General features: G+C 48.6%; 22 protein-coding genes. 16 read left to right on the top strand and 6 right to left on the bottom strand.

The genetic code is table 11. The annotated features are described in order from the left end of the window. Window positions 1–1,254: M3 family metallopeptidase (locus KDK19_RS17950; protein ID WP_257292506.1), on the top strand; the 1,254-nt coding region annotated here is incomplete at its 5' end. A gap of 100 nt (window positions 1,255–1,354) precedes the next feature. Continuing rightward, window positions 1,355–1,606: a YheV family putative zinc ribbon protein gene (locus tag KDK19_RS17945; RefSeq protein WP_257254639.1), complete on the top strand. Its 252-nt coding sequence runs from the start codon at window positions 1,355–1,357 to the stop codon at window positions 1,604–1,606. A gap of 147 nt (window positions 1,607–1,753) precedes the next feature. Here the strand turns inward: KDK19_RS17945 and KDK19_RS17940 are convergent, their stop codons facing one another. After that, complete coding sequence (locus tag KDK19_RS17940) at window positions 1,754–2,404, bottom strand: hypothetical protein (protein WP_257281615.1); 651 nt, start codon at window positions 2,402–2,404, stop codon at window positions 1,754–1,756. 972 nt (window positions 2,405–3,376) lie between these two features. Between KDK19_RS17940 and coxB the strand changes: the two genes are divergently transcribed. From coxB to KDK19_RS17915, 5 genes are all read left to right on the top strand, one after another. Further along, the gene (coxB, locus tag KDK19_RS17935; RefSeq protein ID WP_257288159.1) at window positions 3,377–4,810 is read left to right on the top strand and encodes a cytochrome c oxidase subunit II; all 1,434 of its coding nucleotides are present in this window, start codon (window positions 3,377–3,379) and stop codon (window positions 4,808–4,810) included. 11 nt (window positions 4,811–4,821) lie between these two features. Further along, complete coding sequence (gene ctaD, locus KDK19_RS17930; protein WP_257281617.1) at window positions 4,822–6,423, top strand: cytochrome c oxidase subunit I; 1,602 nt, start codon at window positions 4,822–4,824, stop codon at window positions 6,421–6,423. A gap of 96 nt (window positions 6,424–6,519) precedes the next feature. Beyond that, window positions 6,520–7,104 carry a Uma2 family endonuclease gene (locus KDK19_RS17925; RefSeq protein ID WP_257253751.1) on the top strand — a complete coding sequence of 195 codons (585 nt, stop codon included), beginning with the start codon at window positions 6,520–6,522 and terminating at the stop codon, window positions 7,102–7,104. Window positions 7,105–7,116: 12 nt separating this feature from the next. Continuing rightward, complete coding sequence (locus tag KDK19_RS17920; protein ID WP_257281618.1) at window positions 7,117–7,686, top strand: cytochrome c oxidase assembly protein; 570 nt, start codon at window positions 7,117–7,119, stop codon at window positions 7,684–7,686. 10 nt (window positions 7,687–7,696) lie between these two features. After that, window positions 7,697–8,593, top strand: coding sequence for a cytochrome c oxidase subunit 3 (locus KDK19_RS17915; RefSeq protein ID WP_257253338.1), 897 nt, complete (start codon window positions 7,697–7,699; stop codon window positions 8,591–8,593). Between the two features lie 50 nt (window positions 8,594–8,643). Here KDK19_RS17915 and KDK19_RS17910 read toward each other — a convergent pair whose 3' ends face one another. Beyond that, window positions 8,644–8,859 (bottom strand): twin transmembrane helix small protein, encoded by a 216-nt coding sequence (locus KDK19_RS17910; protein WP_257292505.1) that lies wholly within the window; start codon window positions 8,857–8,859, stop codon window positions 8,644–8,646. A gap of 138 nt (window positions 8,860–8,997) precedes the next feature. Between KDK19_RS17910 and KDK19_RS17905 the strand changes: the two genes are divergently transcribed. The 8 genes from KDK19_RS17905 to KDK19_RS17870 all read left to right on the top strand — a co-directional run bounded on the left by KDK19_RS17905 (window position 8,998) and on the right by KDK19_RS17870 (window position 16,756). After that, window positions 8,998–9,759: an SURF1 family protein gene (locus KDK19_RS17905; protein ID WP_257253341.1), complete on the top strand. Its 762-nt coding sequence runs from the start codon at window positions 8,998–9,000 to the stop codon at window positions 9,757–9,759. After that, complete coding sequence (locus KDK19_RS17900; protein WP_257292504.1) at window positions 9,756–10,907, top strand: diacylglycerol kinase family protein; 1,152 nt, start codon at window positions 9,756–9,758, stop codon at window positions 10,905–10,907. Before KDK19_RS17905 ends, KDK19_RS17900 begins: the two co-directional genes overlap by 4 nt. Further along, window positions 10,904–12,130 carry a diacylglycerol kinase family protein gene (locus KDK19_RS17895; protein ID WP_257253343.1) on the top strand — a complete coding sequence of 409 codons (1,227 nt, stop codon included), beginning with the start codon at window positions 10,904–10,906 and terminating at the stop codon, window positions 12,128–12,130. Before KDK19_RS17900 ends, KDK19_RS17895 begins: the two co-directional genes overlap by 4 nt. Window positions 12,131–12,191: 61 nt before the next feature. Further along, entirely contained in the window at window positions 12,192–13,379 is a 1,188-nt protein-coding gene (locus KDK19_RS17890; protein WP_257281620.1) for a diacylglycerol kinase family protein, read from the top strand. A gap of 48 nt (window positions 13,380–13,427) precedes the next feature. Beyond that, a complete protein-coding gene (locus KDK19_RS17885; protein WP_257281621.1) occupies window positions 13,428–14,033 on the top strand; it encodes a hypothetical protein in 606 nt (201 codons plus the stop codon). A 16-nt stretch (window positions 14,034–14,049) separates the two neighbouring features. After that, entirely contained in the window at window positions 14,050–15,135 is a 1,086-nt protein-coding gene (locus KDK19_RS17880) for a heme A synthase (RefSeq protein ID WP_257281622.1), read from the top strand. Next, window positions 15,132–16,049 carry a heme o synthase gene (gene cyoE, locus KDK19_RS17875; RefSeq protein WP_257253349.1) on the top strand — a complete coding sequence of 306 codons (918 nt, stop codon included), beginning with the start codon at window positions 15,132–15,134 and terminating at the stop codon, window positions 16,047–16,049. The genes KDK19_RS17880 and cyoE overlap by 4 nt, the downstream gene beginning before the upstream one ends. Window positions 16,050–16,093: 44 nt before the next feature. Then, window positions 16,094–16,756 carry an SCO family protein gene (locus tag KDK19_RS17870; protein WP_257253350.1) on the top strand — a complete coding sequence of 221 codons (663 nt, stop codon included), beginning with the start codon at window positions 16,094–16,096 and terminating at the stop codon, window positions 16,754–16,756. 5 nt (window positions 16,757–16,761) lie between these two features. Here the strand turns inward: KDK19_RS17870 and znuB are convergent, their stop codons facing one another. The 4 genes from znuB to KDK19_RS17850 form a co-directional block, all read right to left on the bottom strand. Beyond that, window positions 16,762–17,544, bottom strand: coding sequence for a zinc ABC transporter permease subunit ZnuB (znuB, locus tag KDK19_RS17865; protein WP_257253353.1), 783 nt, complete (start codon window positions 17,542–17,544; stop codon window positions 16,762–16,764). Next, a complete protein-coding gene (gene znuC / locus KDK19_RS17860) occupies window positions 17,537–18,316 on the bottom strand; it encodes a zinc ABC transporter ATP-binding protein ZnuC (RefSeq protein ID WP_257253357.1) in 780 nt (259 codons plus the stop codon). Before znuC ends, znuB begins: the two co-directional genes overlap by 8 nt. A 50-nt stretch (window positions 18,317–18,366) precedes the next feature. Next, a complete protein-coding gene (locus KDK19_RS17855; protein ID WP_257253355.1) occupies window positions 18,367–18,852 on the bottom strand; it encodes a Fur family transcriptional regulator in 486 nt (161 codons plus the stop codon). 158 nt (window positions 18,853–19,010) lie between these two features. Further along, entirely contained in the window at window positions 19,011–19,421 is a 411-nt protein-coding gene (locus KDK19_RS17850) for a DUF2782 domain-containing protein (RefSeq protein WP_257281623.1), read from the bottom strand. A gap of 151 nt (window positions 19,422–19,572) precedes the next feature. On the opposite strand from KDK19_RS17850, the gene polA reads away from it, so the two are divergent. Continuing rightward, complete coding sequence (gene polA / locus KDK19_RS17845; RefSeq protein ID WP_257281624.1) at window positions 19,573–22,311, top strand: DNA polymerase I; 2,739 nt, start codon at window positions 19,573–19,575, stop codon at window positions 22,309–22,311. The last annotated feature ends 765 nt before the right edge of the window (window positions 22,312–23,076 follow it).

Here is a 23,076-nt window from a genome sequence, read left to right as displayed (position 1 = left end):
CTCAAACTGCGTCAGGAGCTAGCCGAATTGCTGGGTTTAAACAATTATGCAGAATCCTCACTGGCGACCAAAATGGCTGACTCTACTGATAAGGTCATGGCGTTTCTGGAAGATCTGGCCAGTAAGAGTAAGCCTCAGGCAGAAAAAGAACTGAATGAACTGAGAGCGTTTGCCAAAGCAGAGCATGGTGCTGATGATTTGCAGGCCTGGGACATTGGTTACTATGCCGAGAAGCTCAGGCAGCAACGCTACGCTATTTCTCAGGAAGAGTTGCGTCCCTGGTTCCCGGCTGAGAAAGTAGTGAATGGCATGTTCTCTGTCGTGGAGCGCCTATTCGGTATTACCTTTGAAAAGGTGACCGACGTTGAAACCTGGCACAAAGACGTTGGTTTCTTCAATGTCATTCGTGATGGCGGTGTGATTGGTCGATTCTATCTCGACCTTTATGCCCGTGAACACAAGCGGGGCGGTGCCTGGATGGGTGAGTGCCGGGTGCGTCGCAAGATTGGCGACAAAGTCCAGCTGCCAGTGGCCTACCTGACTTGCAACTTCACGCCACCGGTTGGGAACCAACCTGCCCTGCTGACACACGATGAAGTGGTGACCCTGTTCCATGAGTTTGGTCACGGCCTGCATCATATGCTGACCCGGGTTGATTATTCTGCAGTATCCGGAATCAATGGCGTAGCCTGGGATGCGGTAGAACTGCCCAGTCAGTTCCTTGAGAATTGGTGCTGGGAAGAAGAAAGTCTGGCTCTTATCTCCGGCCACTTTGAAACAGGTGAACCCCTGCCAAAGGATAAGTTGGACAGGCTGCTGGCCGCTAAAAACTTCCAGTCCGCCATGATGATGGTGCGTCAGCTGGAGTTCTCGCTCTTTGATTTCAGACTGCATAAAGACTTCTTAAAGAGCGATAGCGAAGGGAAAACGGTTCAATCGGTACTGGATGAAGTTCGCAGCCAAGTGTCTGTGGTCACGCCTCCGGCCTTCAATCGTTTCCAGCATGGCTTCAGTCATATTTTTGCGGGGGGGTATGCGGCGGGCTACTACAGCTACAAATGGGCTGAGGTGCTGTCTGCGGATGCATTTTCACGATTTGAGGAAGCAGGTATATTCAACCGCCAGACCGGTGAGTCCTTTCTTGAGGAAATTCTGGAAAAAGGCGGTTCAGCCGAGCCGATGGAGCTGTTTGTGAATTTCCGGGGCCGTGAGCCAGAAGTGGATGCCTTGCTGCGCCATTCGGGTATCTCCTGATCAGACGATCATGAGTCAAAGGTTTTGAGGCCACCGGGTCTTGAAGCCTCGTTATTTTTTTATGCGCCATGGTCATCTATGCGCTGTAGGCCTCAGAGTTATGACAACGAAAAGATTTATTGCCGGAGCCGTCTGCCCTTCCTGTGGTCGGCAGGATTCGGTGAGAATGTACACTGAGAACGGTGAAAACTATCGCGAGTGCGTGGATTGCCATTATTCGGATGTGATGGAAAAAGACCCTTCTCTTGCGGGGAAGCCTCCAGTGACGAGGGTCTCCCCGGAAGGTGGTGAGTCGGATGATGATGCTAACAAGGACAAGGGTGTTCAGATCGTACGAATACTGGATCAATAACCTGGAGTTCGAAATCAGACGTTGTCATAAACCATTCCTGCTGAGGTGCTTTGCTTTAGTGAAGCACCATGGCTGTCGGGGTTTAACAAGCGACTTTCAAATACAGTCCTCTGCATTAACGTCTACTTCAATCGTCAGCGTTCAGGGTCAGGCTGCTGACGTAAACTTCAGTTCAATGCCCATCCGGCTGGACAGGCAATTCCATTTTGACCAGGTTGATACCCACTGCTCCGGATTACGCTTATTGGCGAAGTCCTTGAGCATACGATCATTGTATAGCTCCTGTGAACGCATCATATGTCTTGCCGTCTGCTCAGCAATTTTGTCCAGCTCATTGCCGAACTCTTCACCCAGAATGGCATGGATGATCAGGTTGGCCCAGGTCATGTTCATCGGGATCAGGGTACAGCCGATTCGGGACAGGTAACTGTCGTTTACTTCTTCAATCAGGCGATGAGTAAAGTAGGCTTTATCGAGCAGATCAAACAGTCCCACATTATTTTGGGACTGTAGAACCGGTGCAAGAAAGTTTTCTTCGGCAATGCTCAGAAACGGGGATATGAAAGCCTCAATATCCAGTTCCTTTGAAGCCTGGTCCAGTGCTTCAAGAAAGTCAGGTATATGGTCAATGTATTCAACTGCAAATTTCAGCAGTGTTTCACTGGCCATGTCTTCGGGAAGTTCGATCGTGTGGTGCAAATACTCCACCTGCTGACAGACAAGCGACTGAAGGTGGCCTGAGCCTTCTTCATGCTTTCGGGCGCAATCGATCAGATTGCTGATTGCCTGCACGTCCATGATTGTCTCGTCTCCGTTGCGGTTGCTATTAATTGGGGTACTGCAACGCCACCTTGAAGGTGTTAAAAAGACCATAGTGCCAATCAGAACACAAGCCTTTTTAAATACCTCTTTTTCATAATAATAAGATCTTTTATTCATTAAATTAGAATTAAAAAAAGACTGTAAATCACGATGAAAATGAAAAAGTGCAAGCGCTTGTGTAGTCAAAAAAATGACGCACTATATGTGCTTGAAGAAATGATTCTGAAGAGATCACTTTATGGCGTAATGAAGATTTTGTTTTTCAGTTGAATGGATTTTAGAGCTGTCATAAGCGACACAGAACTGAGGTGGCTCAGAAAAGTCATCAGAATGAAGCTCAAAAAAGTTTTCTTTCTATTAAATTTCTTATAACTTATTTAAACGACAAGTGACATTTTAGTTTAAGATGTTTTTTGAAAAGACTCTTTTCATTTTGTGCAATCATGTTGTTTAATGAGGTACTGGGACTATACTCATTGAGCGATTGTTGTCAGACTAAATGTCTTACGAGATGCGTCTGAAGGGTATTAGTATTTGCAGGATGTTCCTGTGTTTTGGGTTTTGCAGGTTGGGTCCGAAGTAGTATGACATTGTCAGTTACTGAGTGGTCTCTTGCGATTGGATATTGGCACTCTGAGTATCGGCAGGCAACCATGGGCAGTGCTGGTTTGTTTTCCTCTGAAGGGTAAAACAAACTAAAGGCCGATGTTTGACTGAAGGTTCTGTCGTCGAAAGCTCTGATGGTTAAAGTGCACTGAAGTTTTCAGGCAAGATGCTGTAATGGCTCCTGTGTAGTAGCGGCAATCAATTAAGTCAGTAAGCGTGGCTCTGGAACGTCCAGGCCATAACGCTTACTGCTCCAACACCTCTGAAAGCAAGACTTGGGTCTGCTGGATAATAACAAAAAGTCACCGCCTGTCTGGGCGGACAGTCAGGGGATGTAAGGGAATGATGCAGCACGCGCTAGCTCTCTTTCTTTTGATAAAAACTGCCATGAGCGGGACAAAAACCATGAGCGGTAAATATCGCCCACTCTGGACGGTGCCAGTGGCGGGTTTCGGATATGCCGATGTATTTCGAACCATTCGGTCATTTTTGTCGTGGCCGGGATCAAGAAAATTTCTGGTCTATTCCGCTCGTTTACCTTCCGGAAGTCGAAAATCTTTCCTGATTTTTTTGACCATCTTATCAGGCTTTTTGATTCCCAGCCGTCTGTTAGCTGATTGGAAAGTCAATATGACCGAGGGGGTTACAGCAGTCAGTCGTTCTGTTTACGACTTGCATATGACCATATTTATTATTTGTGTGGTCATTGGCATTCTGGTATTCGGTGTTATGTTTTACTCCATTTTCATGCACCGTAAATCAAGAGGCGCTAAGCCCCATCCCTTCCATGAAAGTACGATAGTTGAAATACTGTGGACGACCATTCCTCTCTTAATTCTGGTGGGTATGGCAATTCCGGCAACAAAAACACTGATTGATATTTACGATACGGATGAAGCTGAAATTGATATCAAAATTACCGGGTATCAATGGAAGTGGCAATACGAGTATCTGGGAGAAGGAGTGTCCTTCTTCAGTAATCTCAAAACAACACCGGAACAGATTTATAACGTTCGCAGCAAAGACCCCAACTATCTTCTGGAGGTTGACGAACCACTGGTACTACCTGCGGGTAAAAAGATCCGTTTCCTGGTGACAGCAGCAGATGTTATTCATTCATGGTGGGTACCTTCATTTGCCGTTAAACGGGATGCTATTCCGGGTTTTATTAACGAAGCCTGGACCAACGTCGATCGTCCCGGAATTTATCGTGGTCAATGTGCAGAACTGTGTGGGAAGGACCATGGTTTTATGCCCATTGTGGTGGATGTCAGGTCACCCGATGACTATGAAGACTGGTTGTCCGAGAAGAAAACACTGGCCGCCAGAGAGCGTGAGTTAACCAGTAAAAACTGGACCATGGCTGAGCTGATGGAGCGTGGCAAAAATACTTACGAAAGAGTCTGTGCGGCCTGTCATCAAGTTAATGGTGAAGGTATGCCACCGCTGTTTCCTGCTCTCAAGGGATCAAAAATGACCGTTGAGAAAGATCAGGTCAAAGCCCATATCGACATTGTGCTGAACGGCAAGAAGGGTACCGCTATGCAGGCCTTTGCTGCCCAGTTAAGCGAAGTCGATCTGGCGGCAGTCATTACCTATGAAAGAAACGCCTGGGGCAATAATACCGGTGATCTGGTGACGCCGAAGCAGATTCTGGAATACAAGAATACCGGGGAGTACAAACCGTCAGCTACCGGACATTCAGGCGGGTCCGCTGCCGTTGATAAGCCAACGGCTAATGAGCCGAATACCAATACACATCAGGCTGGACTGTGAGGAATACAACCATGACTGCTGTGACAGACACATGTTCAAATGAAAAGCCAAGCGAGCATCATGACCATCACGGCCCTGCCAGGGGACTGATGCGCTGGGTACTGACTACGAACCATAAAGACATTGGCACCCTGTATCTCTGGTTCAGTTTTATCATGTTCCTGACCGGTGGTGCGATGGCGATGGTCATCCGGGCGGAACTGTTCCAGCCAGGGATGCAGATTGTTGATCCCGGCTTCTTTAACCAGATGACCACCATGCACGGTCTTATTATGGTATTCGGTGCAGTTATGCCGGCCTTTGTCGGTCTGGCTAACTGGATGATTCCATTGATGATTGGTGCGCCAGACATGGCGCTGCCGAGAATGAATAACTGGAGTTTCTGGATTCTGCCCTTTGCAGCAGTAATGCTGATCAGCACACTGTTTATGGAAGGTGGCGGCCCAAACTTTGGCTGGACATTCTATGCGCCTCTATCAACCACCTATGGACCACCGTCAACCACCTTCTTTATCTTTGCCATCCACATGCTGGGGATTTCGTCGATTATGGGAGCGATCAATATTATCGCCACCATTCTGAACCTGCGGGCACCTGGAATGACCATGATGAAGATGCCTTTGTTCGTATGGACCTGGTTGATTACCGCTTATCTATTGATTGCTGTTATGCCAGTGTTGGCCGGTGCTGTAACCATGATGTTGATGGACATCCACTTTGGCACCAGCTTCTTTAACGCCGGTGGCGGTGGTGACCCTGTGCTGTTCCAGCACATTTTCTGGTTCTTCGGGCACCCGGAAGTTTACATCATGATCCTGCCTTCTTTCGGGATTGTGTCAGCCATTCTGCCAACTTTTGCAAGGAAACCCCTGTTTGGCTACACCTCAATGGTTTACGCCACCGCAAGTATTGCCTTTTTGTCGTTTATTGTCTGGGCGCACCATATGTTTACCGTGGGCATTCCTCTGGTGGGTGAGCTGTTCTTTATGTATGCCACCATGTTGATTGCTGTGCCCACCGGTGTGAAGGTCTTTAATTGGGTCACCACCATGTTCAGGGGAGCCATGACCTTCGAAACCCCCATGCTGTTCAGTATTGCTTTCGTAGTGCTGTTCACAATTGGTGGTTTTTCCGGACTGATGCTGTCAATCGCCCCTGCTGACTTCCAGTATCACGACACCTATTTTGTAGTGGCTCACTTCCACTATGTACTGGTACCCGGAGCGATTTTTGCCATCTTTGCCGCAGTCTATTACTGGTTGCCCAAATGGACAGGTCATATGTATGACGAGACGCTGGGCAAGACGCATTTCTGGTTGTCCTTCATTGGAATGAATCTGACCTTCTTCCCGATGCACTTTATCGGGCTGGCAGGCATGCCTCGCCGGATTCCTGATTACGCCCTGCAGTTTGCAGACTTCAACATGATTGCCAGTATTGGCGGCTTTATGTTCGGAACCACTCAGCTGCTGTTCCTGTTTATCGTGGTCAAGTGCATCAAGGGGGGCGAGAAAGCCAAAGCTGAAAGTTGGGAAGGTGCAGAAGGTCTTGAGTGGAGTCTGCCTTCACCGGCACCTTACCACACCTTTACCACGCCACCGGATGTGAAGTAAAAAGCTGTCCGCTGAGTTTCAGTGGTTGGGTCTGTGCAGGGCGGTTTTTTGTAATGGAGGAGACAATAATGGCGGTCAGGAGTGTGACCAGTGGGATTGGCAAAACCTAATAGCTCTCTGGAAATTTACCCAGAGGAACAGTACCTGCAATGGGAGCGGTCTTCAGACATTCGTCATGAATACGTCAATGGCAGAATTTTTGATATGGCCGTTGGGAACAGAAATCATGGTGTCATTATCACTAACATTGCTGGTGCTTTGTTTTCACGCACTAAAGCTATGGGGTGTGATCAGTTTGTCAGTGATATGAAGCTGCGAATTCAAAGTAAACAGAAAGTCAGCTATCGATATCCTGATTTTATGGTTTATTGTGGTCCCAGAAATAACAAGGATATACAAAATAGCGCACGGTTCTTAGTCGAGGTGCTCAGTCCTGGCATCCGCGAAGTGGATTGTGAGACCAAACTTGAAGAATATCAAGAGGCTCTGAAAGCTCAAAAAGGTGAATACCTGATAGTTGATAGTAGTTGTCAACTGGTCAGTCTCTGGGGCTGGAAAGGAGATGTTTTTTTAGAAAAGGCAGCCTGTCATGGAGAGCCGGGCGTCATGCTGGATAGCTTGAATACCGGCCTTTCTATGAGCGATATTTATGATACGGTTGAGTTTCTTTCCGAACGGTAGGGAAGTGTTTGAATGAATGCTGACGATGATACCCCGGACGACCTGTCGCGAAGAACCGTCATCAAGACAGGTCTGGTGGCTGGCGGTATGTTTGGCTTCGGCTTTGCCATGGTTCCCCTGTACGACGTGTTCTGCAAGGTAACGGGTCTCAACGGCAAAACCGATCCGAATCCATACCGGTATAACGCCGAGACGGCTGAAGTAGATACCAGCCGTAGTGTGAAAGTGCAGTTTGTGGCCACCAACAATGCTGAGATGAGCTGGGACTTCAAGCCCAGCGTCACAGAAGTAGTAGTTCATCCCGGAGAGGTTGGAGAGCTGGAGTTCTTTGCCCGCAACCCAACCGGTGAGCGAATGATTGGCCAGGCCATTCCCAGTGTTTCACCGTTTCAGGCCACCAACTATTTGCACAAGGTGGAGTGTTTTTGCTTCACCACCCAGACTTTGGAAGCAGGCGAAGAAAAAATCATGCCGCTGAGAATTATTGTGGATCAGGCATTACCCCGGCATATCACCAAACTAACGTTGTCGTACACCTTGTTTGATGTGACGACAATGGGAGAGAGGACGCAGCCGTCCTGAGGAGATTCTGATGGCGCAAGAAGGTGAAGGTACCTATTATGTTCCGGCCCAGAGCAAGTGGCCGATCATTGCTTCGATAGGTCTTTTTACCACGCTGTTGGGTGCAGGCATGATGATGAATGACATGTCTGCCGGGGTAAAAGATTCGTTTGCACATTATGTGTTTTTCGGTGGCTCCCTGATCATGGCCTATATGCTGTTTGGCTGGTTCAGTAACGTCATCGAAGAGTCCCGCAAAGGGCTCTACAGTGATCAGATGGACCGGAGCTTCCGTTGGAGTATGAGCTGGTTTATCTTTTCTGAAGTCATGTTCTTCGCGGCTTTCTTTGGAGTGCTTTTCTATATCCGTTACTTCGCCGTGCCCTGGTTGGCTGGTGAGGGAGATGGTGCTTCCACTCATGAACACCTCTGGCCAGAGTTCGAAGCGGCTTGGCCGCTGATGACCAATCCAGATAATGAAACATTTCCGGGAGCCAGTGGGGTCATCGATCCCTTCCATCTTCCACTGCTGAACACCCTGTTACTGGTCGCTTCCAGTATCACCCTGACGATTGCTCACCATGCCCTCAGAAAGGCGGAAAGAGCCAAGGTTAAGGTATGGATGATACTCACCCTGATTCTGGGTTTTACCTTCCTTTACTTTCAGGCTGCAGAATATGCTGAAGCCTACAATGAGCTTGGGTTGACTTTGAGCGCAGGTATTTATGGCTCAACGTTTTTTATTTTGACCGGCTTTCACGGGGCACATGTCACTCTCGGTGCCATGATGTTACTGGTCATGCTGATTCGTATCTATAAGGGGCATTTTGAGCCGGATAACCATTTTGCTTTTGAGTCATCCTGCTGGTACTGGCACTTTGTCGACGTGGTCTGGATCGGCCTGTTCATTTTTGTCTATCTGATTTGAGGTAATGCCGTCACTCCCTGAAGGAAGTGGCGGTGAACGATTTCGGTCGTTTAACGGTACAGCCAGGGAGCGTTGCTGTGAATATCTCCAAACAGCCAGGCCACCACAATGATCAGCATGATCAGGGCGGTCAGGCCAACCCGGGCAGTGAGCGAATTCACCATTTTGGCGGAACCGCTATCACCTTTAAGTAGAAAGTACAGACCTCTGCCCAGGCAGAATACGACGGCAAAAAAGAGAAGAACAATAATAACTTTTAACCACATATAACGCTCCCTGCTGAAGCCTGAGTTTATGAAAAACAGTTTGCTAAACCGGTTTTTAAATAAATCTGTGGTGTAACTGTTTTTCTTACGTTATCGGCATTCAGATCAGAATAACAGTGGAGTTTGGTAGAGCACCCGATGTCGAAGTATAGCTATCGCGTTAAGTTGTCGTTGTTGGTGGTGCTGCTTTTACCCCTGCTGATCAAACTGGGGTTCTGGCAGATGTCACGATACCAGGAGAAGCTTGAGCTTGAGCGAACTCTGGCAGAGCGACAGACCATGCCTGCACTCAGTCTGTCTGATGTCAGTGGTTACTCTGATTCCATGTATCTGCCTGTCAGTGTCCGTGGTCGTTTTCTTTCCGATCGGGCTTTTTTTCTTGATAACCAGATTCACGAAGGTCGTGCCGGTTACGACCTGATCATGCCTTTTCTGGTCAATGACGGTCAGTATCTGCTAGTCAACAGAGGCTGGCTGCCTGCTGAATCGAGAGAACGATTGCCGGAAATCGAAACACTCGATGGAGAGCTTGAGTTAAGGGGCAAACTGTATCGGTTATTGGGGAACCCCTTCACACTGGGTGAAGATATCTGGCAGGAAGAATGGCCCAAGCGAATCCAGGTCGTCAACTTTGAGCGAATGGGGGAAGCGCTGGGACAGTCTCTACCCGTTTATATTCTTAAGCTGGAACAGAATCAGCCCGGCACCTATCTGATTCGCCCTCTGACAATGAAAACCACCTCTCAGAAACATCTCGGCTACGCTATTCAATGGTTTTTAATGGCTCTGGTCCTGCTGGGTCTGTATCTCTGGCAGATGCGATCCTCAGGCTTGGGTCAAAGCCAACATAAACATAAACAGGTATCCGGGACTGACGAAAAAGAGGATGGCTCAACGTGACTGGCAGATTTTTTTATTTATATGCCCTGCTGCTTTTTGTATTTCTTATTCCGAAAAACGGGTTTGCCGTGATTCGCCACGCCTGCTTTATTGTTAATCCTGCCAGTAATAATGGGCAGGGTGCGAGGGTTTGGAACCGTATTCAAAGAGATGTCAATCGTTACTTCACAGCTGTCGGCTCGCAAGATCAGGCTGCTGCTCAGGTGCAAGCGACATTTGAAGTATTTTTTACGGAACACGCCGGTCATGCAACGGAGCTGGCAGCTCAGGCAAGTTTTAACTGGCAGCTGGAGCAGGAAGGTCATTTATTGATTGTTGCCGTTGGTGGGGATGGCACTGTTCATGAGGTGGTTCAGGGTCTTGAAAGTCAACCGCAAGTTGTGTTCGGTGTTATACCAGCGGGTGAGGGAAACGATATAGCAAGAACACTCCAATTGAGGAGCCCGATGCATGCTCTTCGGACGCTGGTTTATGGAATCGCTATGCCTTTTGGTGCCTACAAAATTGAAGGTTGTCAAAGAGGCAGTTGCGAGCGGAAAACGGTTCTGGCAGTGAGTGAGTTCGGGCTGGGTGTGACGACCCGGATGACAAAAAAGAAAAACGATCACGACAGTGGTGAGCGACCGAGCCGACTGCTGAGATACTTACCCGGAAGTGTGGCCTATTCAATGTTGGCTGTCAGTTCAGCAATGACATGGGATACACCCACGGTCAGGTGCAGTATTAATCGTGAGAGGTTCAGTATCCCCTTAAATCTTCTGGTAGCGGGGACAGGACCAACGATCGGAGGTGGAGTTGCCCTTTTTAACGATATGACTCCATACAGTTGCCATGGACAGATGCTTTTTAGTCAGCTGAGGACCAACCCTTTTTGGACACTTATTCAGATGACTATGGAGAAATTTCTCAATTGGTCCGATCTGCAACGGTTTTGCTTTACTCAATTGGATATTGAACACGAGGATGAGACGCCTCTTTCTATTCAGGTCGATGGTGATGTTTTACTACAAACACCGGCACAAATAACCTGGCTGCGGGCAGTGTTCCAGTTTATGCGACCCCCCGAATATGGAGAGCTCGGTCGTGCTTTAATGGACCTTGACGAAGCCGGAGATGATCCTGATTGGAAAGGGGGGGATTCACTGTGAATAGCAGAGTGTTTTATGTGTATGGACTGCTGCTTTTTGTATTTCTTATTCCGAATAACGGATTTGCAGTGATTCCGAAAAACCGATTTCCAGTGATTCCGGAAACCGGATTGGCAAAGATACGCCACGTTTGCTTTATCGTTAATCCAACCAGTAATAACGGTCAGGGTGCGAGAGTCTGGGAAAGTATTGAACAGGCTGTCAATCATTATTTCGCAGCAGTGGGCTCACAGGATGAGGCGGCTGTTCAGGAACGAGCGACATTTGAAGTGTTTTTTACAGAACATGCAGGTCATGCAACGGAGCTGGCAACGCAAGCGTACCAGAGCTGGCAGCAAGGGCAGCGCGAAGGGAGCCGAATTCCTGACCAGTTATTAATGGTTGCAGTGGGAGGGGATGGCACTGTTCATGAGGTGGTTCAGGGTCTGGAAGCTCACCGGGAGCAGGTTGTTTTTGGGGTTATACCGGCGGGTACGGGAAACAATATAGCGAGATCACTTCGATTGCGTGACACGGCTCGAGCCCTTCGGACACTGGTTTATGGGACCGCTCTGCCTTTAGGTGCTTATAAAATTGAAGCTTGTGAAAGAGGAAGTTGCCAGAAGAAAACGGTTCTGGCTGTCAATGAGTTTGATCTGGGTGTGACGACTCAAGTGAAAAAAAGGGAAAACGATTACCAGAGCGGTGAGCGAGCGGGTCGCCTGATGAGCTTTTCACCCGGAAGTAGGGTCTATTCGCTATCAGACTTCACTTCTGCAATGAGATGGAATACACCTATGGTCAAGTGCAGTATTGATGGGGGTAGCAGGTTCCATATCCCCTTGAATATTATGGCTGGAGGGGCGACGGGGCCTACGATCGGGGGCGAGTTTGGCTTTTTATATGGCGAGAGAGCGGAAAGTAAGCGGGGAGAGCTGCTTTATGGTGAGAAATGGGATCCCCCCCTTTGGACACTTGCTCAGGTCGCTATGCAGAGATTACTCAATTGGTCAGGTCTGAAACGGGCTCAGTTTACTCAATTGGACATTGAGCACGTGAAAGAGACACCTCAGGATATCCAGGTTGATGGTGATATTTTACTGCAAACGCCGGCACGAATAATCTGGTTGCCGGAAGTGTTCCGGTTTTTGAGACCCCCCGTATTTGGTGATCACGGTTATCACGGAATGTACCTTGAAGAAGCGGAGGATGAAAGAGCGAAGGAAAGGCAGGATTCCATTTAAATTTTGAACGTGGCGGTTATGGACAGGTATACGCGACTAACAGAAAAGAGGATAGCTCACTGTGAATAGCAAAGTTTTTTGTTTATCTGGCCTGCTGCTTTTTGTATTTCTTGTTCCTGTAAACGGATTTGCAACGATTCGCCATGTCTGCTTTATCGTTAATCCTGCAAGTAATAATGGTAAAGGTGCCAGGGTCTGGGACAGAATTGAAGAAGCTGTCAACCTGTACTACACAGCAGTCGGCTCACAAGACCAGGCTGCTGCTCAGGAACAAGCGACATTTGAAGTGTTTTTTACAGAAAACGCCGGTCATGCAACGTACCTGGCAGTGCAGGCATATGAGGACTGGCAGCAGGGGCAACACGCTGAGGAAGATCAGTTATTGTTGGTTGCCGTTGGTGGGGATGGCACCGTCCGCGAGGTGGTTCAGGGTCTGGCAAGTGAACCGCAAGTTGTTATTGGTGTGATACCGGCGGGCAAGGGAAACGATATAGCGAGAACACTCAAACTGTGTAACCCGATGCATGCCCTTCGGTCGCTGGTTTACGGAGCCTCTATGCCCTTTGGTGCCTACAAAATTGAAGGTTGTCAAACAGGCAGTTGTGAGAAGCAAACGGTTCTGGCAGTGAGCGGGTTTAATCTGGGTGTGACGACTCAGATGACAAAAAATAAAAACGATCACGACAGTGGTGAGCGACCAAGCCGACTGCTCAGGTATTCACCCAGAAGTATGGCTTCTGCAATGTTAGCCATCAGTTCAGCCATGAGATGGAATACACCCATGGTCAGGTGCACTTCTGATAAAGGCAGGTTCAATATTCCATTGAATTTTCTGGCTGCGAGTACAGGGCCAACGTTCGGAGGAGGAATTGCCCTTTTTAATTATATGAAGCCGTTCTGTACGCGGGGGAAGGTGCTTTATAGTCAGCAGAGGATGCATCCTATATGGACATTTATTCAGATGACTATAGGCAGATTACTCAATTGGTCAGGTCTGGTTTGGACGACTATGGAGAGATTACGTAATTGGTCAGGTCAACGAGCGCTTGTCTTTACTCAATTGGACATTGAACATCAGGATGAGACACCGCTTTCTATTCAGGTCGACGGCGATATTTTACTGCAGACACCGGCAAAAATAACCTGGTTGCCGTTTGTGTTACGGTTTATGGGACCTCCCAAATATGGAGAACCCGGTTATTCCCTTATGGGCCTCGAGCAAGCTAGTGATGATCCGGATTCCTTTTAAATTTTGAATGTAGAAATATGACTATTTAATCAACCGGGTATTATAAGAATGAAAAGAGTAAAGAAAGCAAAAAGTCGCTGGCAACTGGCTCTGGTCATTCTCATGCCTTCTCTGGCTATGGGGTTGGCTTGGTACTTTTATTTCTTCGGTACGCAGTTTGTGCCGGATGGTCGTACGAATAAGGGAGAGCTGCTATTACCCCCCGCCAGCTTCCAAAGTATGATGCTTGAGAAAAATAATGAAATGTTTGACCAGCAGGCACTGGAGGGTCGCTGGGGGATTCTGGTATTTGGTGACGATGCCTGCTCCGATCAGGCCTGTCAGGAAACGCTCTATCAAACCCGTCAGGCTCATCTGGCGCTCGGCAGAGACAGCGACCGGGTCGTCCGGCTTTTTATCTCTTCCTCATCCAATCCTGAATTGAACCAGCGTGTACTCAGTGAACATCCTGATCTGATCTGGTTGGGCAGTCGTAAAGAATCGGTGTTGAACACTCTGGGTAAAAAACCGGGTGAAAAAAGAGCGTGGCCAACGAATGGCTTTTACATCGTTGACCCCTTGGGGAATATCATGATGAAGTATCAGCCAGGGCAGTACGGTGGAGATTTATTAAAAGACTTGAGGAAGTTGCTTAAAGCATCAAACATTGGCTGACATTGAAAGGTGTTCCATGACAACAGCATCGATTACAAAAACAATAAGCCAGACAAAGCGACAGAGAACGGGTTTTTATCTCTCTCTGTTCGCAACCTTGCTGGCCGCTGTGGTTGTCGGGTTAGGGGCTTATACACGACTGGTTCATGCAGGGTTGGGTTGTCCTGACTGGCCAGGATGTTATGGCTTCCTGACAGTGCCTGAAACAGCGCAGGAAATAGCCATAGCGGAAACACTTTTTCCCCATGCGCCGGTTGAGGTGGACAAAGGCTGGGCAGAAATGGTGCATCGATATGTAGCAGGCTCTCTACTGCTGCTGGTTCTGATGATCGCTATTCAAGCCTTTCGGAACCGACAAGAGCCTGGGCAGCCATTAAAGCTGCCTATATTCATTCTGGGGCTGATTATTCTGCAGGCGGCATTCGGAATGTGGACCGTGACCTTGAAGCTCTGGCCCCAAGTGGTGACGGCACATCTTTTGGGTGGTTTTGCTACGTTCAGTTTGTTGTTTCTGATGACCCTTCGTTTGTCCGGATTGTGTTGGGAAAAACTCCCCTCCTCTGAACAGAAAGATCGCTTGAGAGGGTTAGCTGCGGTCGGGCTGTTAGTGGTGATTTTGCAGATCACATTGGGGGGCTGGACCAGTTCCAATTATGCGGCTCTGGCCTGTCCTGATTTCCCCATGTGTCAGGGGCAATGGCTGCCCGGTGCTGATTTTGCAGAAGGTTTGAATTTCAGTCAGTCCATTGGCCCGAATTATCTGGGTGGGAAAATGGACTCTGAAGCACGGACCGCGATACATTTTTTACATCGATTGGGGGCACTGGTGACGACCGTGTTGCTGCTGTTTCTGTTTATGCAGATACTTCGATATAGTAATGCTCAGTCGTCTAGTAACCGAAGCAGCCTGATAGTGCTGGCTACACTGATGCTGTTGGCTCTGCTGGTACAGGTCACTTTGGGGATCAGTAACATTCTGGGCAGCCTGCCACTTTCAGTGGCGGTGGCTCATAACCTGGGAGGTGCGGTTTTGTTGCTGATTCTGGTCGCTCTCAACTTCCGTCTGAACGTGTCTGAAGGATTCAGTGAGGTTCAATCATGAGTAAGATCATTCAAAAGCAGGGCGGCGCATCCCTTCAGGAATCCGTTCACTGGCGTGATTATCTTGAGCTGACCAAACCCAGAGTGGTCGCCCTGATGGTTCTGACGGTGGTGATTGGTATGTGTTTGGCGACGCCGGGCATGGTACCTATGGATATTCTCATCTTTGGTAATCTGGGTGTTGCCCTCTCGGCTGCATCCGCCGCAGTGATCAATCATGTGGTCGACCGACAGATTGATTCGGTGATGGCCAGAACCCACAAGAGACCGATAGCCACAGGGCGAGTTGAGCCGCTTCAGGCTTTGCTGTTTGCCTTTACTCTGGGTGTGTTGGGCATAGGAATTCTGGTGTTTCTGGTCAACCCTTTGACCGCCTGGCTGACACTGGCCTCACTGATGGGCTATGCCGTGGTTTACACTCTGATTTTAAAGCGTGCGACCCCACAGAATATTGTCATTGGCGGGATTGCCGGTGCCTCCCCTCCCCTGCTGGGATGGACGGCAGTGACCGGACACTTTGAAGGTAATGCCTTACTTCTGGTTTTGATTATTTTTGCCTGGACGCCACCCCACTTCTGGGCTTTGGCTATCCATCGCAAAGCTGAATATGCCAAGGCCGACATTCCCATGTTGCCGGTGACGCACGGTGAGGCTTACACCAAGCTGCATATTTTGCTGTACACCGTGATTATGGTCCTGGTCAGTGTTTTGCCTTTCCTGACCGGTATGAGTGGCATTCTTTATCTGGCGGGTGCATTGATTCTCGGAGGGCGGTTTCTTTACTGGGCTATTGCTCTCCTGCAAGAAAGCAGGCCCCATGCTGCTATCAAGACATTCAAGTATTCCATTACTTATTTGATGTTGCTCTTCGTGGTACTGCTGCTGGATCATTATGCGTTCTATTTATGGCTTTAACAGGCTATCGGTTAGACTGAGGCTGAAGGCTCAAAGGATTTTTCATGGCATCCGGGATGAAAAACAGCGTGAATAAAACAGTATTGATTCTGGTGGCTATTGTCGCGGTCATTATGGGTCTGACATTCTACAAATACATGAACAAACCATCGCTCACACTGGAGCACTTGCAGCGGATGGGGGCAGTGGTTTTTGACAAGCCACGGACCTTTGAAATGAAGGGCATGGTGGATAACAAGGGTCAGCCTTTTACTGAGGCTAATCTCGAAGGGAAATGGTCTCTGGTGTACTTTGGCTATACCTTTTGCCCGGACATCTGCCCCACTACGTTGGGTCAGTTGAACCAGATGGATAAACTGTTGAAGAAGGATAACCCTGAAATCGCGAAGAAAATGCACTATTTTATGGTGACAGTGGATCCTCGCAGGGACACTGTGGAGAAGCTGAATGGCTACGTCCCTCACTTCAACCCTGATTTTGTGGGAGTGACGGGCAACCAGAAAGATATCCATAACCTGACCGTACAAATGAACATCCCCTACACACCGGTCATTGATCCGGTGGATGAGTATTACCTGGTGGATCATGGCGCCAACCTGGTCATCATCAATCCGAGGGGGGATTATCACGGCTTTATTCGCCCACCCCTGGATTCAGACAAGCTGGCACGGGTGATGGTGGGCGTGGATGAATTGTATCAGGACTAATCTCGTCAGCTGCGCTTGAAGCTCAAACCCAGAACAAAAATCAGGAAGCTACAGACGACAACGGAAGGTCCTGATGGGGTATCCAGCTGCCAGGAGGCAGTCAGTCCTCCTGCAACGCTCAGTAAACCAATGATGCCGGCAATGATCGCCATTTGTTCTGGTGTTCGGGAAAACCTCTGGGCTGTTGCGGCTGGAATAATCATTAAAGAAGTGATCAGAAGTACACCAACAATTTTCATAGCCACAGCAATGACCAGGGCCATCAGTAAGGTCAGAATCAGTTTGGTTCTTTTAACTGGAAAACCTTCAACCTGTGCCAGCTCTGCATGAATGGTCATGGCCAGAAGGGGCCGCCACAGCCAGGCCAGTGTGGTGAGGACCAGTGCGCCGCCGCCGTATATCCAGAGCAGGTCTGTAGGTGCGGTCGCCAGAATGTCTCCAAACAGGTAAGACATCATGTCGATTCGGACGTTCTCGGAAAAACTGACTGCAACAAGGCCCAGGGAAAGACTGCTATGGGCAAGTATTCCCAGTAACGTGTCGGATGCCATTTTTTGTTGTTCCTGAAGCGAGACCAGAAGAACAGCAAGAAACAGCGAACACACTATGATGGTCAGGTTAAGATCAATATCGAGCAGCAACCCCAAGGCTACGCCCAGCAGTGCCGAATGAGAGAGAGTATCGCCAAAGTAGGCCATCTTCCTCCAGACAACAAAACAACCCAGAGGTCCTGCCACTATGGCAACCCCTGATCCTGCCAGCAGTGCGGTAAGGAGCAGTTCAGGCATGAGTGCTCCTATTGTCATTCTTGTGGATGATATGACCATCAACGGTATGTTCATGATCATGATGGTGGGTGTAGATAGCCAGCTCTTCGGACTCTCCACCAAAAAGCTTCAGGTAAGCAGGGTGTTGACGAACCTGATGGGGGTGGCCTGAGCAACAGAGATGCTGGTTCAGACAAATAACCCGATCTGTTGAAGCCATCACCAGATGAAGGTCATGGGAGACCATTAAAACAGAGCAGCCGTCTTTCAGCTCGGGGCTGCTCCCATTTCTGAGTTCGGTAATCAGATGATAAAGCTCTTTCTGGCCATTGACATCCACACCCTGAACCGGTTCATCGAGCACCAGCAGATGAGGTCTGTTCAGCAATGCCCTGGCTAACAATGTTCGCTGCAGCTCTCCGCCTGAAAGTGAATGAACCGGTGAGTTCATGACGTGGGCGACACCGGTTCTTGCCAGTGCCGAACAAATGTGTTTTTCTGACTGTCCTGTCAGGGAAAGAAAGCGTCTTACGCTCAGGGGCATGCTTTCGTCAACATGCAATTTTTGAGGCATATAGCCGATACGCAGACCTTCTTTTACCGAACGGCTTCCGGAATCAGGAGACAGCAGACCCAGAACAACTCTGACCAGTGTCGTTTTACCAGCTCCATTCGGGCCTATCAGGGTCACGATTTCACCAGCTTCCACGTCCAGTGAAATATCGGTAACGACTTCTCGTTCCCGAAAAGCAACATGGATGTTGTTCAGTCTGATCAATGTTTCTTCAGACATAGGTTTACTCAGATCCTTGGTTGTTGCTGTTTTATTGTCTTTGTCTGAACTCATAATGACTCCCGGGATTTCTGGCAGTTTGAGCATAAACCGGTGAGTTCAATTGCGGCATCAGTGATTTTGAATCCCTGATCAAAGGCACAAGAGGTAATGGACTGATTAATGGCCTGATGATCGATTTCCTGTGTCACGCGGCAGTTCTGGCAGATCAGAAAACAGCTGTTATGTTTTGTGCCGGGGTGGGGGCATCCAATAAAAGCGTTAAGTGAGGATAGACGGTGAATCAGACCCTGCTCCATCAGGAAATCAAGGGCGCGATAAACGGTGGGGGGTTGGGCCACCCGTTCTTCCTGCTTAGCCAGTTCGGCAAGAATGTCATAGGCTCCCACGGGCTGATGACTTTGCCAGATCAGTTCCAGTACTTTCTCACGGAGATGGGTCAGCCTGGCTCCCCTCTGTTGACAGAGAGTACGAGCTTCCTGCAAAGCTCCTGAAATACAGTGGTGATGATCGTGAGGCTGGTGGACACTGGTCATGACAATGAAAGGTAGCGAATGAACGATGTTATATTATAACCAAACTTCTATTTATAATCGAAATAATACTCTCGAAGAACCGGACGGGAGTGCTCTTCGGTCACAGTTAGCTTTGTCAGATTTTTCTGAGACGCCATCACAGGGGAAGGCTCAGCTATCTACTTCCACCGAAAAATAGTCCAGGACGGAATCAACATCTCGGGTTTGGTGGGGTCTATAAAGTTGCCCATGTGATCTGCTGCAATGAGGTAATAAGGTTCGCCCACTTTGGGGATAACCTGAATACCATAAAGAAAACCATTTATCCGGTATTCCCTGATGGTTTCATTGTCGCCGGAACGAATGACCACAGTGGTGTCATGCCTTTGCTCCAGATCTTCGGGACGCAGATTTTTAGGGATTTTTTCAAAATCTTCTTTGCTGATTGTTGCCGATTCAGGTTGAACAACTTTGGGAGGCTTTTCCAATGCAGCTTCTGTTGGGTTAGTGGACGGTGGAGAGCTGGCACAGCCGACGAGAAATAAAGACATGATTGTCGCAAAAGCCAGTGAACCTGTTATTGATTTCATCGCGCGCCTCAAGGAATAACCATGTGTCTAGCGGGAAAAAGGGATTAGAATAGCAGTCTACTCCAATATTTGGGAGGCTGTAGCTCTCGGTGTTCACCCACATCAATGTCTGAATGCTACTGTTACCCATTAACCAGAGATCAATTCAGCAATGTCAGATCAAGCCTGTACGCCCCTTGTGCTCGTAGATGGGTCTTCTTACCTCTATCGGGCTTTCCATGCTTCAGAACGAGCGAACCTGAGAACATCAGACGGTCGTCCAACAGGGGCTATCCGTGTGATGACGAACATGTTGAAGAGTCTGCTTAAGGAGTATCCGGGCAGTCCGGTGGCAGTGGTCTTTGATGCCAAGGGGAAAAACTTCCGGCACGATATGTACGAAGATTACAAGGCCACCCGCAAGCCCATGCCGGACGATCTGCGCTCACAGGTTCAGCCGATTCACGAAATGGTTCGTGCCCTGGGTATGCCATTGTTGATGATTGATGGCGTAGAAGCGGACGATGTCATTGGCACACTGGCCAAAGAAGCCACAGAGAAGAAAATTGATACCGTCATCTCAACCGGTGACAAGGACATTGCTCAATTGGTTTCCGGGCATGTGACTTTGATCGATACCATGAATGATACCCGTACCGATCTGGACGGCGTCGTGGACAAGTTTGGTATTCCTGCTCACCTGATTATTGATTACCTGGCCCTGATGGGTGACTCCAGTGACAATATTCCCGGTATGCCCGGTGTTGGGCAGAAAACCGCTCTGGCTCTGTTACAGGGGATTGGTGGTATTGATGAGATTGCAAGACGTCTGGAAGAAGTACCTGCCCTGGGCTTCAGGGGCAGCAAAAATTTTGCCAGTAAGTTTGAAGAACATAAAGATATTGTCTTGCTCTCCCGGGATCTGGCCACCATCAAAACCGATGTGGCGTTGCCTGTTGCGATTGAAGATCTGAAAGCGGAACCCATTGACAAAGAAGCTCTGTTGACTCTGTACAAAGAGTATGAATTCCGTTCCATGATCGCTGAACTGGAAAAAGGCATGGGCGGAGGTGCAGAACCTGAGCCCGTCAGGCCTGCTATTCATGCTGAATATGAGACGGTTCTTGATAAAGAGACCTTTGGCCGTTGGCTGAACGTATTGAATGACTCGGAACTGTTTTCTTTTGATACCGAAACCACCAGCCTGGATTATATGGAAGCGGAACTGGTCGGACTCTCTTTTGCTGTAGAAGCGGGTAAGGCAGCCTATGTGCCAGTAGCTCATGACTATGTTGGTGCACCCGATCAGCTGGATCGAAACTGGGTGCTGGAGCAGATTAAACCGTTGCTGGAGAATCCTGACAGGAAAAAAGTAGGCCAGAACCTGAAATACGATAAAAGTGTACTGGCTAACTATGATATCAGTCTGGAAGGTATCTACTGGGATACCATGCTTGAGTCGTATGTGTTGAACTCAACCGCTACCCGCCATGATATGGACAGTCTGGCTCAGAAATACCTCGACCATCAATGCATCACCTTTGAAGAGATTGCTGGCAAAGGTAAAAAGCAGCTCACCTTCAACCAGATTGATCTTGAAACAGCAGCACCCTACGCCGCAGAAGATGCCGACATTACCCTGAGACTGCATGAAACGATTTCGCCTCAGCTGGAGCTTGAGCAGTCTCTGTGCTCTGTATTTCGTGACATAGAAATGCCACTGGTAGGCGTTATGTCGCGGATGGAAAGACAGGGAGCCAAGGTGGATGGCCGCCTGCTGGGACAGCAGAGTATGGAGCTTGGGAAGCGTCTCCATGAGCTTGAAAAGCAGGCCCATGATGAAGCGGGAGAGCTTTTTAACCTGGCATCTCCCAAGCAGTTGCAGACGATTTTGTTTGAGAAATTGGGTCTGCCGGTCATCAAGAAAACGCCTAAAGGACAGCCTTCTACCGCAGAAGACGTGCTTCAGGAGCTGGCATTGGATTATCCCCTGCCGAAGCTCCTGATTGAGCATCGTGGCCTGAGCAAGTTGAAGTCGACTTACACCGATAAGTTGCCCCAGATGATCAATCCAGCCACTGGAAGAATTCATACTTCTTATCATCAGGCGGTAACAGCAACAGGTCGTTTGTCCTCCTCTGATCCAAACCTTCAGAACATTCCTATTCGTACCGAGGAAGGACGCAGGGTTCGTCAGGCCTTTGTCGCGCCTGAAGGGTATCAGTTGATTGCCGCTGACTATTCACAGATAGAGCTGAGAATCATGGCACATCTTTCTAATGATGCCGGTTTGCTGGAAGCCTTTGATCAGGGTCTGGATATTCACAAAGCCACGGCTGCGGAAGTCTTCAGTGTCGCACTGGAAGAGGTCAGTTCTGATCAGCGCAGAAGTGCCAAGGCGATTAACTTTGGTCTGATCTACGGGATGTCTTCTTTCGGATTGGCCAAACAGCTGGGTATTTCCAGAAAGTCTGCACAAGAGTACATCGATCTTTATTTCGATCGTTACCCAGGTGTTCTTCACTATATGGATCGAACGAAAGAGTCTGCCAGAGAGACAGGGTATGTTGAGACTTTGTTTGGGCGAAGGCTATACCTTCCGGAAATCAATGCCCGCAATGGTATGCGTCGTCAGGCAGCTGAGCGCACTGCTATCAACGCCCCAATGCAGGGAACGGCTGCAGATATCATAAAAAAAGCGATGGCCCGAGTGGATCAGTGGCTTTTAAAGAGTGATCTGGATGCCAGAATGATTATGCAAGTGCACGATGAGCTGGTGCTGGAAGTTGCGGAAGATCAGCTTGAGGTCGTAAAAGACGGCATCGTAGAGAAGATGTCCCAAGCCGCAGAGCTGAATGTGCCATTGCTGGTTGAAGCGGGCAATGGATACAACTGGGATGAAGCTCACTGAAGCTTCTCTGATGATAATCGTCTCCCTGAAAATTTCATGATGCTTAAGAATTTTGTATTTTTTTCACATCATTGGGAACTTTTTTCAGATTCTGTTGTCTCAATATATGTAGCGAGGAAAAAACCTCCTGCAAACTCCTTGTGTGTTGAGTGTTGGCAATAATAGCAGTGCTGTGCCCCGGCACAGTGTGCAATAAACCGGTGACCGTCCCCCTTGGTCGCCGGTTTTTTTTCCTGGATACCTGCCAGAAAAAAAACAAAAAAAAATTCATCTTTCGGGAACTTTTTTCAGATTCTGTTGTCTCAATATATGTAGAGAGGAAAAAATCCTTTCTGCAAACTCCTTGTGTGTTGAGTGTTGGCAATAAAAGCAGTGCTGTGTTCCCCGACGTAGCCTGCAATGAACCAGTTACCACCCCCCCCCTTCGGTAACTGGTTTTTTTTTGCCTCAAAGAAAGCCAGGCATTGGACGAGTGTCTTAAGGCTGCCATTTTCTCTCACAGCACTCCTTGTGTGTTGAGTGACTGCGAACACTCTGCCTTTTTGTGGCGGAGCTTATCGCTCCAGTCGTCTCTCCCCCGACGGCTGGAACTTTTTTATCAATTCTCGCGGAATACTCCATCCATAGCTCGCAGAGCTTGGGTGGAGATAGATAGCGACCAGTCCGATAGGACTGGCAAAAGCTTGAATCCTTACACAAAAGATAATATGTTTGTAAAAATGACTAAACGAGCTTACAAATACCGATTCTATCCAACGTTTGAGC

Source organism: Endozoicomonas sp. ONNA1, from assembly GCF_024606325.1.
Lineage (GTDB): Bacteria > Pseudomonadota > Gammaproteobacteria > Pseudomonadales > Endozoicomonadaceae > Endozoicomonas_A.
This window is presented reverse-complemented; position numbering and strand designations above follow the sequence as displayed.

Excerpts from the sequence above, each read along its gene's own strand:
- KDK19_RS17945 (WP_257254639.1), top strand. The coding sequence starts at position 1,355 with ATGACAACGAAAAGATTTATTGCCGGAGCCGTCTGCCCTTCCTGTGGT.
- KDK19_RS17940 (WP_257281615.1), bottom strand. The coding sequence starts at position 2,404 with ATGGACGTGCAGGCAATCAGCAATCTGATCGATTGCGCCCGAAAGCAT.
- coxB (WP_257288159.1), top strand. The coding sequence starts at position 3,377 with ATGATGCAGCACGCGCTAGCTCTCTTTCTTTTGATAAAAACTGCCATG.
- ctaD (WP_257281617.1), top strand. The coding sequence starts at position 4,822 with ATGACTGCTGTGACAGACACATGTTCAAATGAAAAGCCAAGCGAGCAT.
- KDK19_RS17920 (WP_257281618.1), top strand. The coding sequence starts at position 7,117 with ATGAATGCTGACGATGATACCCCGGACGACCTGTCGCGAAGAACCGTC.
- KDK19_RS17915 (WP_257253338.1), top strand. The coding sequence starts at position 7,697 with ATGGCGCAAGAAGGTGAAGGTACCTATTATGTTCCGGCCCAGAGCAAG.
- KDK19_RS17910 (WP_257292505.1), bottom strand. The coding sequence starts at position 8,859 with ATGTGGTTAAAAGTTATTATTGTTCTTCTCTTTTTTGCCGTCGTATTC.
- KDK19_RS17905 (WP_257253341.1), top strand. The coding sequence starts at position 8,998 with ATGTCGAAGTATAGCTATCGCGTTAAGTTGTCGTTGTTGGTGGTGCTG.
- KDK19_RS17885 (WP_257281621.1), top strand. The coding sequence starts at position 13,428 with ATGAAAAGAGTAAAGAAAGCAAAAAGTCGCTGGCAACTGGCTCTGGTC.
- KDK19_RS17880 (WP_257281622.1), top strand. The coding sequence starts at position 14,050 with ATGACAACAGCATCGATTACAAAAACAATAAGCCAGACAAAGCGACAG.
- cyoE (WP_257253349.1), top strand. The coding sequence starts at position 15,132 with ATGAGTAAGATCATTCAAAAGCAGGGCGGCGCATCCCTTCAGGAATCC.
- KDK19_RS17870 (WP_257253350.1), top strand. The coding sequence starts at position 16,094 with ATGGCATCCGGGATGAAAAACAGCGTGAATAAAACAGTATTGATTCTG.
- znuB (WP_257253353.1), bottom strand. The coding sequence starts at position 17,544 with ATGCCTGAACTGCTCCTTACCGCACTGCTGGCAGGATCAGGGGTTGCC.
- znuC (WP_257253357.1), bottom strand. The coding sequence starts at position 18,316 with ATGTCTGAAGAAACATTGATCAGACTGAACAACATCCATGTTGCTTTT.
- KDK19_RS17855 (WP_257253355.1), bottom strand. The coding sequence starts at position 18,852 with ATGACCAGTGTCCACCAGCCTCACGATCATCACCACTGTATTTCAGGA.
- KDK19_RS17850 (WP_257281623.1), bottom strand. The coding sequence starts at position 19,421 with ATGAAATCAATAACAGGTTCACTGGCTTTTGCGACAATCATGTCTTTA.
- polA (WP_257281624.1), top strand. The coding sequence starts at position 19,573 with ATGTCAGATCAAGCCTGTACGCCCCTTGTGCTCGTAGATGGGTCTTCT.